Source organism: Bremerella sp. TYQ1, from assembly GCF_020150455.1.
Taxonomy (GTDB): domain Bacteria; phylum Planctomycetota; class Planctomycetia; order Pirellulales; family Pirellulaceae; genus Bremerella; species Bremerella volcania_A.
The window spans coordinates 2,701,009-2,714,321 of sequence record NZ_CP083740.1 but is presented as its reverse complement, the minus strand read 5'-3'; the positions used below and the strand labels follow the sequence as shown (position 1 = coordinate 2,714,321).

At 54.1% G+C, this 13,313-nt stretch carries 10 protein-coding genes; 6 read left to right on the top strand and 4 right to left on the bottom strand.

Translation table 11 applies throughout. From position 1 onward, the window contains the following. Positions 1–102 precede the first annotated feature (102 nt). Together gltX and LA756_RS10505 are read left to right on the top strand one after the other, a co-directional pair. A complete protein-coding gene (gene gltX / locus LA756_RS10510) occupies positions 103–1,695 on the top strand; it encodes a glutamate--tRNA ligase (RefSeq protein ID WP_224439833.1) in 1,593 nt (530 codons plus the stop codon). Between the two features lie 8 nt (positions 1,696–1,703). Beyond that, positions 1,704–2,927, top strand: coding sequence for a class I SAM-dependent rRNA methyltransferase (locus LA756_RS10505; RefSeq protein ID WP_224439832.1), 1,224 nt, complete (start codon positions 1,704–1,706; stop codon positions 2,925–2,927). 4 nt (positions 2,928–2,931) lie between these two features. Here the strand turns inward: LA756_RS10505 and LA756_RS10500 are convergent, their stop codons facing one another. Beyond that, entirely contained in the window at positions 2,932–3,720 is a 789-nt protein-coding gene (locus LA756_RS10500) for a hypothetical protein (RefSeq protein WP_224439831.1), read from the bottom strand. A 245-nt stretch (positions 3,721–3,965) separates the two neighbouring features. On the opposite strand from LA756_RS10500, the gene LA756_RS10495 reads away from it, so the two are divergent. Continuing rightward, positions 3,966–4,913: a N(4)-(beta-N-acetylglucosaminyl)-L-asparaginase gene (locus LA756_RS10495; RefSeq protein ID WP_224439830.1), complete on the top strand. Its 948-nt coding sequence runs from the start codon at positions 3,966–3,968 to the stop codon at positions 4,911–4,913. Between the two features lie 2 nt (positions 4,914–4,915). Here the strand turns inward: LA756_RS10495 and LA756_RS10490 are convergent, their stop codons facing one another. The 3 genes from LA756_RS10490 to LA756_RS10480 form a co-directional block, all read right to left on the bottom strand. Beyond that, the gene (locus LA756_RS10490; RefSeq protein ID WP_224439829.1) at positions 4,916–5,374 is read right to left on the bottom strand and encodes a hypothetical protein; all 459 of its coding nucleotides are present in this window, start codon (positions 5,372–5,374) and stop codon (positions 4,916–4,918) included. Positions 5,375–5,427: 53 nt separating this feature from the next. Beyond that, positions 5,428–6,306, bottom strand: coding sequence for a DUF1559 domain-containing protein (locus LA756_RS10485; protein WP_224439828.1), 879 nt, complete (start codon positions 6,304–6,306; stop codon positions 5,428–5,430). A gap of 143 nt (positions 6,307–6,449) precedes the next feature. Then, a complete protein-coding gene (locus tag LA756_RS10480; RefSeq protein ID WP_224439827.1) occupies positions 6,450–9,401 on the bottom strand; it encodes a hypothetical protein in 2,952 nt (983 codons plus the stop codon). Between the two features lie 239 nt (positions 9,402–9,640). On the opposite strand from LA756_RS10480, the gene LA756_RS10475 reads away from it, so the two are divergent. The 3 genes from LA756_RS10475 (at position 9,641) to recA (ending at position 12,868) form a co-directional block, all read left to right on the top strand. Next, positions 9,641–10,543 carry a PfkB family carbohydrate kinase gene (locus tag LA756_RS10475; RefSeq protein ID WP_224439826.1) on the top strand — a complete coding sequence of 301 codons (903 nt, stop codon included), beginning with the start codon at positions 9,641–9,643 and terminating at the stop codon, positions 10,541–10,543. Between the two features lie 26 nt (positions 10,544–10,569). Continuing rightward, entirely contained in the window at positions 10,570–11,142 is a 573-nt protein-coding gene (gene thpR, locus LA756_RS10470) for an RNA 2',3'-cyclic phosphodiesterase (protein WP_224439825.1), read from the top strand. Between the two features lie 589 nt (positions 11,143–11,731). Next, a complete protein-coding gene (gene recA / locus LA756_RS10465) occupies positions 11,732–12,868 on the top strand; it encodes a recombinase RecA (RefSeq protein WP_224439824.1) in 1,137 nt (378 codons plus the stop codon). The last annotated feature ends 445 nt before the right edge of the window (positions 12,869–13,313 follow it).

Below are 13,313 nucleotides of genomic sequence, written 5' to 3'. Positions count from 1 at the left end.
GAGCGTCTAAGCTTAGGGATCGTTCAAGGCGTTTCCCACCTGACAAGGGGGAGACGCCGATCGCTGTTCGCTTCCTAAACTACGGCATCGGCCCGCGTCATCATGGCACCAGTTCGTACTCGCTTCGCCCCTAGTCCGACCGGTTACCTTCACATCGGTGGGGTTCGTTCTGCCCTGTTCAATTGGCTATTCGCACGCAGGCATGGCGGTCAATTCATCCTGCGAATCGACGACACCGACCAGCAGCGAAATGTCGAAGAAGCCTTGCAGCCGATCCTCGATGGCTTTCGCTGGCTAGGTATCGATTGGGATGAAGGGCCGGAAAAAGGAGGCCCTCACGAGCCTTACTACCAGTCAGAGCGACTGGAAAAATACCAAGCGGCGGCCCAAAAGCTGATCGACGACGGATTCGCGTATTACGACTATTCCACCACGGACGAAGTCGCCGCAGAACGTGATCTCGCGATGAGCGAAAAGCGGCCATTTCAGTACAGTCGCAAGTGGATGGCCACCACGCCGGAAGAACGAGCCAAGTTCGAAGCGGAAGGCCGAAACTTCGTCGTCCGATTGAAAATGCCGCGGGAAGGTAACTGCGAGTTCACCGACGCGGTCCGTGGCGACGTCTCGTTCGAATGGTCGAAAGAGAACGACCACGTCATCCAGCGAAACGACGGTTCGTGTTTGTATCATCTTGCCAGCGTTGTCGACGACTACGACTTGCAGATTTCGCACGTCATCCGAGCCGAAGAGCACTTGCCGAACACGCCGCGGCAGATCTTTATAGCCCAATCGCTGGGCTATGAGTTGCCGACGTATGCTCACTTGCCCTATGTAGCCGAGCCTGGCAGTAAGAACAAACTGAGCAAGCGAAAGCTCGAGAAGTATTTGAAGAATCCTGACTTCAAACGAGTCAACGAGCATGGCCAAGAGATCGCCGATCGAATGGGTATGCAAACTTCGGCTGAAACCTTCAACCCGGTGATTATCGATTTCTACGAACTCGTTGGTTACCTGCCGTCAGCAATTCTTAACTACCTGGTGCTGCTGGGGTGGTCGCTTGACGACAAGACGGAAGACTTCACCGTCGCCGAGATGATCGAGCACTTCAGTCTCGAACGCGTCACGAAGGCGCCTGCCAGTTTCGATGCTAAAAAGCTATGGGCGTTCCAAGATCGCCATATGCAAAAGCTTTCAGTAGCGGAACGTGCAGCAGGCATGATGCCTTACCTGGTGAAAGCAGGTCTAGTTGCCGATCCAAACGCGGAAGGGGAAGTCGAAAAGCTTGAGAAGATCGTCGAAGCATGCGGCGATCGACTAAAGGTAATGGGCGATATCCTAGGCTACGCCGATTACTTCTATGTCGATGATGACAAAATGGAAATGGACGAGAAAGGCTTCAAGAAGCGACTTTCCAGTCCTGAAGCTCAGGCCATTCTGCAGACCTTCCGAAACCATCTTGCCGATGTCGAGGATTGGACGGTCGAGCATCTCGATAAGGAAATGCACGCTTTCGTGGAAGAGGCGGGCATTAAGATCGGCGAGATCATTCATGGTGTTCGCCTCGGCGTGACGGGCAAGACAGTCGGTCCCGGCATGTTCGATTGCCTCGCCATCTTGGGCAAAGAGTCGTGTTTGCGTCGAATGGACGCCACGCTCAAGCTTGCCCAGGAACAGTTTTCATCTGATGCGGAATAACAACCCAAATGTCTGATTCGTCGAACGAACCATCCTCGTCTTCTGTTCCTGTTGTGAAGCTGCGCCCTCGCAAAGCACAGCCATTTTTCGGGCGTCACCCATGGGTCCGCGATAGTGGGATCGATAGTGTGAAGGGGAAGACCGAGAACGGTGACATGGTCCAACTGGTCAGCGACAAGGATCGATTTATCGCCTATGGGTTGATCAATCGAAACAGTCACCTTCGCGTTCGACTCTATTCATGGGATCCCCAGCAGCCGCTCACTGAAACGTTCTGGAAGAATCGTCTCGAACGAGCCATTCAGATGCGGCGCGAATTGGGACTGATCCGCGAAGATGGGGGCTGCCGCTTGGTCTACAGCGAAGCGGACGGGCTCAGTGGTTTAGTTGTCGAAAATTTCGCCGGCCATCTGATGATTCAGATTACCTCGCTCGGCATGTTCCGGCGGTTAGAAACGATTGTCCAGATTCTAACCGACTTGCTTCAGCCCAAGAGCATCTCTTTACGAGGTGAAGCAGGCATTTTGAAGCTGGAAGGGCTTGAGATTGAGTCGAAGCTGGTCACCGGAGAATTGCCGACCGATCCAATCGAGATCGTCGAAAACGATCTTCGGTACGAAGTCGATCTTTCTGAGGGACAGAAGACCGGATTCTATCTTGATCAACGTGATAATCGCCGCGTGGCGGCCAGCTATCTTCCTCCGGGCGCAAAGGTGCTCGACATGTTTTGCTATAGCGGCGGTTTCGCAATGAATGCCGCAAAGCACGGCAATGCGGCTTCCGTGCATGGTGTTGATGGAAGCGGGCCAGCAATTTCTGCCGCGACACGAAATGCGGAACGGAATCAGCTGTCCAATGTCACGTTCGAGAAAGCGGATTGCTTTGACTATCTCAAAGCTCGCGTTGATGCTGGTGATCAGTACGATGCGATCATCCTTGATCCGCCTAAATTCACGAAATCGCGTCGGACGATTGACGAAGCGTTGCGTGCCTATTTCCACATCAACCGAAACGCAACGCAGCTGTTACGCCCAGGTGGCGTGCTCGTGACGTGCAGCTGCAGCGGCAACGTCAGTCGTGACGAATTCATGATGATGTTGCTAGGCGTGGCACAAAAGTCGGGCCGAGATCTACGTATGCTCGAACAACGCGGAGCCGCACCCGATCACCCTGTTAGTGCGACTTGTTTGGAAGGCGAGTATCTGAAGTGCTTCATCGCCAGCGTCGGTTAAGCGTTTAACGAAACACCGACAGGTTCCCGAACTGGTTGTCGCCATTGTCATCCGGCAGATCGTCCGAGCGCCCTTCACGTTTCGGAGGGCCGACATGCTTGCGAAGCTCTTCAACGAGCATCTTGCGGTCGCCTGGGGCCATAAAAACTTCGACAGGGCCGCGCCCCCGAATATCAAGCACAACAAGCGTCGCGGCATCTTCCCAGACCGTATATCCCAAGATCCGGTTCCAGCGGCAGGGATAAAACCCACCGACCATCAATCCCTCTTCGTGCACTTCCAGATCGTGCCCTTTCACATTCAGGAAGTACTGCACGAGCCACGGAATACTCGCTAGGGCACCAAAACCTGACATGACCGCGAACGGTAAAAATCCGTTCAGCGGAAGTGGAGGATCGTTCTCGCGAAGCAATGGGATCCACAGCAGAAATAAGGACAGCATGTGGAGTCCGCCACCAAGCAGTAAATTTCGGAAGAGGGAAGACTGGAAGCCATCGATCGTGAATTGCCACTCGCCAAGCCGAGATGCAGCGACGTTTCGCCACGTGATAATCACTGCCGTCAAGCCAACATCCAGCACCGCGACACCGGCTAGACATAAAAAGTAGGTGGTGATCTCTGTCGAAGTGACGTCCGACGCAAAGAAGAGTGGCCCAAATGCCACGACTAGCGATAAAGCAACCACGGCAGCGCCCAGGCCGCGAAGCCAACGCAGTTGCCGTGAGGGGACGTCAGGGGCTTGGTTGATCCGCAAATGGGTGGGCGAATCGTTCTCGTCAAAACGATCTGTCATGAGTGCTATGAGGGGGCAAGGCGATGAAAGATCGACCGGACTTCCTGGCATTCAGAAAGACACGGCATGATCGCAAACTGAATTCATTCCGTTGACAATCGTCCGAAGATATATGCTACGCTCGCGGGTAGACTTGCCCGCAAACCACCGCCTTGCAGGTCCTCGGCCGAATGGTACCTCAAAGATACCAAGGCACGGTTATTTCTAGACCATCCATTATACCTTTGTCGCAGTAACAAAAAACCATGAAAGTGATTGCCTCTCACAACGGATTGGATGCGACTCGCCGTGCCTGGCAGCTGCTGAAGGAAGATTGGTCCCCTGTAGACGCATGTGTCGAAGGGACAACGTTAGTGGAAGACGATCCCGACGAACTAACCGTCGGGTATGGAGGACTTCCGGACGAGCAAGGACACGTGAGTCTGGACGCGGCCGTCATGGATGGCCGGACACACCGCGGTGGTTCGATCATTGGCCTTAAAAACGTCCGCCACGTCTCGAAAGTGGCCCTTGCTTTGATGAAAGAGTCGCGTCGTGTCATGTTGCACGGAGATGGAGCATGCGAGTTTGCGCGGGCTTGTGGGTTTGAAGAAGAAAATCTTCTCACTGAGAAGGCACGCAAACTGTGGCGTTTGTGGAAGCGAACTTATCAGGCCAACAAAGAATGGCTACCGGCTCCTCCAGATGACGAGACCGAAGAGCTCATGAAAATCTTGACGAAGTTCTATCGTCATCCTGCCGGGACGGTTCATGTTGCTGGGCAAGATGTACGTGGTGATTTGGCGTGTGTTACTTCAACCAGCGGGCATTGTTTCAAAACGCCAGGCCGGGTGGGCGACTCTCCGATTTTCGGGGCCGGTTTATACGTCGATAACGAACATGGGACCTGCGGCAGCATCGGGCATGGAGAAGCAAACTTACTGAACTGCTCTAGCTTTCATGCGGTGCATTTGATGGGACAGGGGATGTCGCCTCGCGACGCAGGGATGAACGCCCTGGAACAAGCAGCTCGGCATGCGCCACCATTCGAGGTCGATCCTTTAGGAAGGCCGAACTTCAATCTACAGCTGTATCTTCTCGGCAAAGATGGATCGCATGCTGGCGTCTGTCTACGTGGTGACTGGCAGATTGCAATCACCGACGACGACGGAACACGCCACGAAGCATGCGAAGCTCTGTTTCCCGCTGACTAGGACTAGAAGCCGGAAGCGTCCCCTTGAAGAGCATTCGAAGCGGAGGGAGCTGCACGCAGTTTGCCTTCTAGTTCGATTTTCAACGAGTCGGTCGGTTGATCAACGACAATCGTCAAACCACTGGTTTGGATATCGGTGTATTCCCTAGGCAGAAGATCGACTGCCTGACCGCCAGGGCCCAGTGCGGTGACTTTTACCGTCACCGGGTGTTCACCAGGGATGACACCATCTCCGTTTTCAAACGTTGTGAGCTTGAACGTGCCATCCTGAGGATTGATCTTTCCAGATGCCGAACGGTTGTCTGCCGGAATGACTTGGATGAAGCCGCTCCCTTGAAAGGTAAGCGGCTCGCCGTTGAGCAGGACTTGTCCGGATGTTTCGACCAACTCTGGCCGGCCATCACCACAGCCACACAACAGAACCGGCAAAATAATCAGCGCAATCGAGAGAAGTCTCGACATGGTTATCATCTCACTTGAGTGTCTATAGATTCGATAAGAGACGGCGTATCGGGTTAGTCAATCGTTTTCGGTTGACCGGAGGCACGCTGGCCTAGCAATCGATAGACAGTGAGATTGATGGTTTCCGGAATGAAATGCACCGAACCGTCGCCAAATGCGAAGTTGGCACCGCCAGGGTGACGGCTACCAAAAGCGCCGTTGAGCTCTTCGCCATAAGGGGCGGTGGTGATTCCTTCACCGGGTGGCGTGTTGACAGGATTGTCAACGGTTCGCAGCGAGTCCAGGTGACGTCCAGCCGAGGCCCAGCGGTTAATGTGATTCGACAGATGGCCATCAATCACTTCACCCACGAGCATCACGTTAGAAAGCCCGTCGGTCGCGTCACGCATTTCGTAGGCATCGCGGTACATGAACATACCGGTGTTGTTCAGCTTGACATTCAAGCCAATCCCTTGCGAAGGACCGATATGTCCTGAAACCAAAGCATAGGAAGCGGTCGCCCATTCCTTGCTGCTAACGGTTACCGTTTCTGGCATGGTCGAACTTGGACAGACGTAGGCATCAGGTCGCGTCGACAAGATTGCTTCTGGAAGCGAAGCAGGGAAGCCCGATCCTGGCCCGTAAGGAGCGAATTGTTCGTACAGCGCATTCTGTTCAATGAATGGAAGCAGCAGAACAAAGCCACTGGTACCGGGACCGTTTTGTGGGCTACATGCCCCGTCGCAGCCTAGGCGACCAGTTGGGAAGCAGTTGAACGAAGATTCGTAGTTATGCATCGCCAGGACGATTTGTTTGGCGCTATTAGTGCACTGCATGCGGCGTGCGGCTTCGCGGGCCTGTTGAACGGCCGGCAGTAAGAGCGCAATTAAGACGCCAATAATGGCGATGACGACGAGCAACTCGACGAGAGTGAAACCTTTGTTTTTAGACATCACGGACTTCCTGGAGATGAGGTAAATAAGGAGATTGTCTCAGGAGCACTTAGAATAGTTTCGTCTTGGCGCAGGCCAAGATGAATGAAGAAATTCCCGTAGACGGGGTATTTAATAAAATATAGAAAAAACGCTTCTACTGTTTAATTGCCCATAAGGGTGGTGAGTCTTTCCGTTAGGGGGTGCCCAATGGCAAGAACGGGAGCCCCGCTGGGAGTTAGAGCGACCACGAACCCAGCGATCTTATGGTCTCGATCGATGACGATCGCACCTACTTGGCATGCGAACGGTTCTGGTGCGGAAAGAATCTCATAAGTCTTTGTGAAAGTAAGCGGTCGGCAGATATCCCAAGATAGTGAGTCTGGTTTCTCGTTTGCCTGAATTACCATGTATGCGAATTGGGGATCGAACTTATCTCGGCTGTTTAAATCGAAGTGAGCCCACTCTCCCGATTGTTCAACTTTCTCAATTTGGGCGATCGCAAACTTCGATTCAGGGTCCATGCCCAGGCACTTTCCCTGAAACGTTTTGCCATCATCGCGAATAATTTCGATCGTCTCGCCACGCTTCCAATCGTCGTCTCCCAGGGTGGCGAAGAGACCTTGATTGATGTCGAACAAAATCGCCGATTGGGGTGATTTTTTTGGACGTTTTATTTCTACGGTGGCCTTCATCAGACGTGGCAGGAGGTCGTCCGACCGCTTTTGCCAGTCGTCCCAGCGATTGTTGATGGGCGAAATCGAGACAAGTCGGTCGTAATGACTGGCACTGCTGGAGATGACCATTTGATCCCACACCGACGATGCTTCTCCGGTCGATTGAATGGCAATGCCATCGATATTGATTTCACCGAAGTTGGAGAAGATGTCGGCATGAGCGATTTCCCAAAGATCTTCTTCCACTTTTTTCGGTTGGAGTTCGACAACTCCTTTCTCCGCTTTGCTGGTCGCGACGGAATAGATCGCGGGGCGTTCAGCGTCGTTAGCATGAAGCAGTCGGATTTGAACGTAACCTTTGCCCCGTTTTTGAAAGGCAAATCGCATCTGTCGGAATTGACCTGGCAAGGGACGCTCTCGAATTTCAATCGGTTGATCGAAGCTTGCAATTTGTACCCAGGGACCATCCGCAATTTCGACGGCTGGTCGACTGACCAGGCGAATCTCATTTCGCCATGTTGCGTCGACGGATTCCCCGTCAAGATTCTTCATCGCTTCGACATCAGCCAGGCTTGGGGCATCCAACACGGGACGCAAAAACGATGGCTTTGCTGAAAAGGTAATGCCACGCCAATCGATTGGCATGTTGTCGGGCCCAACCGATTGCGTCAGCTCGATCGTCACTTCGCTATCCATGAATGGGTCCAAGTCGACCAGCATCGGTGGTGGTGAGTTGACATGGTCATGGGTGTTGGTGTTTTTCAGCGGTTGCTCAAGAACCGGAATTCCGTTGACCAACACACCCAGCTCTACCTCGTCGCCTCCGTCGAACTTCGAGACGTTGACTTCCAGATATCTCGAATCAGGATCGATTTTCTTTTTCATCGAAAGCCGTAGCGGCTCGTTCTTCGCGATCACCGTTTCTCGCCAAGAGAGGACTTCGTGCGCGTATTCAACGCGGCGGCGAATCGTCTGAAACTTGAGATCTTCTCGTTTCGATTCCAGAGTCCACCCTTGCCAGGCCAACATCGTTCGAGGCGTTCGGTCGTAAATCGCTTGGTGTAGTTTCTCCTTGTCCAACTCGATTCGAGGTTCGATCCAATTGGTCATATCGCGAATATCAAACGGATCGGCCCCGTCCGGTCGCGATTCGTGTGCCATGTCGGCTTCGAGAATCAGCTGACCATTTTTGGGTGTCTCGCCCCAATGAATGTTGCCGGCGTCGATTAACTTTTCTGAGCCGACGATCGACTCGCTTTGGAATTTGGGGGAGCTTTCCCACGACACTTTCACCAAGCCACGAATGCACCCTCGATCGTGAGCGGCCTGATCGATGCCGACGAACGTTTGAAATCCGGTCGCGATCGGTGGAAGCGTAAAGCTCAGCTCGCTAGGAGCCATCACGCCGAAGTTCCACCCGCTTGTGCGTTCGCCAGACTTCGCCGTGCCAGCCAAGATTCCGCGATTCACGCGAGCCGAGAAACCATTGCGCGAGAACATGGCTTTCGAGCGGTTCTCTTGAAACGGCAATCGAAACAACGGCATCTCGTGCATCGGCCAACTCCGGCGAATCCATGTCGAGCGGCATTCGACCCAAATCGGATCGAGCGACCAGGCCGGCTGAATACCATGCACCCAACGATCGGAATTGTTGTTGTCGCCACGCGAGTCGGCGTCGATCCGCTGAACGCAGGTCGTCGCCACCAAGCCGTCCGACGTTTCCCACTGCACCAAACGTTGTTGATCGGCGGGTTCGGTTTTGCCGTCGGGAAACAGAATGGCTAACTCGTCGAGATGTTTCTCCCAGACCGACTCGTTTTCCAAGTGGATCTCGGCGACTTCGTGAAAGCCAATCGTCATGCGTTCGCGACCAGAAAGAAGGTGGACCCCGGCTTCGGAAAAACGGATAGCCCTGAAGCTGATCTCTCGACCGTTTTTCAGAAACACCGTGGCTGGAACATGACGATCGATCAACGATGGCTGTTGCTGCCAGACAATCTTACGAACGAAGTCTCGCTTCACACGCACGTCGGACCGATAACGCGAGTCAGGCGAACGCCGAAACGAAAAACTGGGCGTTACGGTAAAGTACTCCGGGACGTCGACTTGGTATTCGACCGACGCCGGTGAGTAGGCGTTGGTGTGGCCTGGGATGCGGTCGCCAGAGAACAGTTCGATGTACGCGTTGGGCATCTCGGCAGGACCCAGCGAACGATCGATCATCCATCGCATGGGATTGTTGCCATGGATCAGGCTTTGCCCAGCCAACTGGGGCATGGCGTTGCCGGAGTACCAATTTCGCAGGACGTCATCTTCGACGATGCGGCCATCTTCCAGCATCGCGACAAATCGCTTTTCTTCGTCGCCGAAAACGAACGATGGCAACGCGAACACAAGCAGGAAAACGGAGAGCAGGGCAGGGCGAAAAGGCAATTTCACGACCTTTCAGGCCAGGCAGGCTAAAAAAGGGGGGACAACAGGACGCCACAAGAAAATGACCGGGAACCCGATTTGGTTTCATGCGTCACGTTGCAGTCAGGGCCATTTCCTCGATAATGAGGCGTTTTGCGAGGTTCATTATGGTCGGAAAGTGGGTTGCTTCCCACCGTTTGACCGCCAGAGGCCACGCATTGTGAAAATGAATTTCCACTGCCTACGTTAAAACGAGAGACGTCTCCATGTCACTTCTGGTCGTCGGATCCATCGCCATCGATTCCATTCATACCCCGACCGAGGTTCGCGAGAACATCATTGGCGGGTCGGCTACCCACTTCTCTTATGCGGCCAGCTTCTTTAGCGGTGTTCGCATGGTGGGTGTTGTCGGCGAAGATTGGCAGGAAGACCACACCAAGCTGTTCTCCGATCGAGGCATCGATACGTCCGGCATTGAAATCGAAGAAGGTGGCAAAACGTTCCGTTGGACCGGTAAGTACCACTCGAACATGAACGACCGCGATACGCTGGAAGTTCATTTGAACGTGCTGGAAAACTTCAGCCCGACGCTTTCGGAAGAAGCCAGTCGCTGCCCGTTCGTATTTCTGGCCAACGGTTCGCCGACCACCCAGCTGAAAGTTCTCGATCAAATGACCGGCCCACGTTTGGTGGTCGCCGACACGATGGACTTGTGGATCGAAATTGAGCACGATCAGCTGAAAACGCTCCTTAGCCGAATCGACGGTCTGGTCCTGAACGACAGCGAAGCCAAGCTGCTGACCAACGAAGAAAACCTGGTTCTTGCTGGCCAGAAAGTCCTGGAAATGGGGCCGAAGTTTGTCGTGCTGAAGAAGGGCGAGCATGGCGCCATGTTCTTCTCGCAGAGCGAAACATACGTGATGCCTGCGTTCCCAACGCCAGAAGTGGTCGATCCGACCGGTGCTGGGGATAGCTTCGCCGGCGGCATGATGGGCTATTTGGCCGAGAAAAACGACTTCGATCCGAAGACGCTTAAGGAAGCCATGGCTTACGGAACCGTTGTTGCCAGCTTCATCGTCGAAGACTTCAGTCTCGACCGCTTGAAGGGGACCAGCCGCGACGAAATCGACGGTCGATTTGCTCAGTACCGTCAAATGTTGTCGTTCTAAACTAGCGCTGAAAGGAGTCCTGCACGATGGAAGCGACTCGTTGTTTTCTGGCCGTGCAGATCTCCACGGATGTCCGACGCAGGGCCGAGAAGCTAATCCGAAAGCTCTCGGCCGCCGAGGCCGACGTGAAGTGGGTCGAGCCAGAGAATCTGCACATCACGACCAATTTTCTGGGGGATGTGACTGGCCAAGACCTTGTCGATATTTCGCGGCGAACCATCGATGTCGCCGCCGACCACAAAGCGTTTGATCTCGAAATGATCGGAACCGGCGCGTTCCCCGACATCAACAATCCCCGCACGCTGTGGGTTGGAGCTGGGCAGGGGGGCGAGCAGCTGATTGCTCTCCAGGAAGATTTAACGGCCAGCTTGGCGTCGATTGGTTTTCCGCCAGACTCGAAGAAAAAATATCATCCCCATCTCACACTGGGGCGGCTGAAACGGTTTAACCAGGAAGTCGACGACCTGAAAGCTTTGCTCGCCGAGCACAGCGAATTGCCAATGGGTGAGATGCATATCGCCGAGATTGGCATCTTTGCCAGCAAGCTCGACCGCACCGGACCGAAGTACACGCTCATCGGCCGTGGCCAACTCGGTTAGGTAGAAGACAATCGGTTTTCAAAGAGCCGCGGCTACTTTTGGGTTTGCGGCGGGCAGTCTGGGTAGAGTTGGTTGCCGTTATACCGGGAATCTGTCCAAGGGGCGAGCAATTCTTTCTCGCTACTCAAAACCCTCGGTAAAACTAGGCCCGATCGCGTCTCTCTATGTCGTCTTATTTTCGGCAATCGCAGGGAAATGTGTTTTGGGGCAGCGAGATTTGAGGTGTTATTGAGCTAGATAACACCAAGACTTGCGGCACAATATGTCAAGACTTTGGCAAGAGTCCTTGTACATTCGGTTATAATAAAAGCAGCACCCCCAATCGCACCTGGCAGGCCGCTAGCAGGCACATTCGGCAGCCACTTGGCAAATTGCCTATCTTGCCATCTCGGGCGATTTTCTGATTTCTGAAATTTCTTTTCGGCCGCTGACCTAACGTGTCCGGACACTCCCCGATCATCTATTTCAGAAACAACCCAGAAACAAGATTGCAATGTAACTGCAAACTTGTACACTGTTCATCTGTGCACTTGAGTTCGCAGGCCGCTTGCAGTGCCTGCGGTCTTTCCGCATAAAGGAGCCCTAAGAAATGGTCACGGTCGCAACCAAGAGCAACGGTAAAATGGCAGCCAAGAAGAAAACGTCCGGGAAGGACGCCGCTTCGAAGGGGGCGGACGCCAAAAAGGACGTCTTTGCCGGTAACACCACCCTGAAGACAACACTCGCCCAGATCGAAAAATCGTTCGGCGAGGGGGCCATTATGCCCCTGGGCACCAATCAGAAAGCGATTGAAGGGATTGCCACCGGCTCCCTCTCGCTCGACTTGGCTTTAGGGGGCAGGGGCATTCCTCGCGGGCGAATCATCGAAATGTTCGGCCCTGAATCGAGTGGTAAAACGACGCTCGCCCTCCATGCAGTCGCCCAGGCCCAAAAGGCCGGGGGAATCGCAGCGTTCGTCGACGCGGAACATGCACTCGATCCTAGCTGGGCCAAAAAGCTCGGAGTTCAGCTAGAAACATTGCTCGTCAGCCAGCCATCCAGCGGTGAAGAAGCGATGCAGATCACCGAAATGCTGGTCAAGTCAAACGCCGTCGACATTATCGTCGTCGACTCGGTCGCCGCACTGGTTCCCAAAGCGGAACTCAACGGCGAAATCGGTGACTCGCACGTCGGTCTTCAGGCCCGCTTGATGAGCCAGTCGATGCGTAAGCTGACCGGGGCAATCGCCAAGTCCAAGACCTGCGTGATCTTCATCAACCAGATCCGTGAAAAAGTGGGCGTCATGTTCGGTAGCCCCGAAACGACTCCGGGCGGTCGTGCGTTGAAGTTCTATTCTTCCTGCCGTATCGATGTTCGCCGCATCGGTCAGCTGAAGGATGGCGAAGATGTCGTCGGGCAGCGTGTTCGTACGAAGATCGTTAAGAACAAAGTCGCCCCACCATTCCGCGTCGCCGAGTTCGACATGATGCACAAAGATGGCATCAGCTACGAAGGGGACGTGCTGGACTTGGGACTGAACCACAAGGTGGTCGCTCGTAGTGGGGCCTGGTTCCGTTACGGCGACATGCAGTTAGGCCAAGGGAAAGAAAAAGCTCGGATGTTCCTGGTCGAAAACCCGGAAATCACCGAGGAAATCAAGCAAAAAGTGCTGGCAGCGATCGAACCTGTTGTCGGTCCTGTTTCTGGTCCCGAAGCGGACGGCGAACCGCCAGAAGAAGACTTGTAATCGCTGACATGCCCTGGGGGCTTCTTCTGCAACAAGCGCAGGCTACCACGCAGAGTCATTTCAATTGTGCCTGCGTGGTGGATGAACGCCCCTTGGTTTTGTGACCCGTCCTCCCCGGGTTCGATCATCACAGGCGCTCTCAGCAATAAGAGCCCAGCAAATCTCTCCCCCGGGATTTGTTCTTTAGCGCGATTTGTTTCTGAAAATAACCGAACAGGGTTCCGAGGTCGGCTGTCCCAGCACAGAGGGATGGCCGGCCTCGTTTTTTCGTTCTTGCGTCGATCGACTTAGCAGTCAGCCATCCTACGCCGGATAATCCGTGGGTGGTCCGGACCCGGATGGCTGAAGGCTACGAGAGGCTGTTTGATACGGCTTGAATCCTTTGGTGACAGTGCTGAGAGGACCAACGGCATGCAATGGCTTCTCGTCGGCTCCGCCGATATCG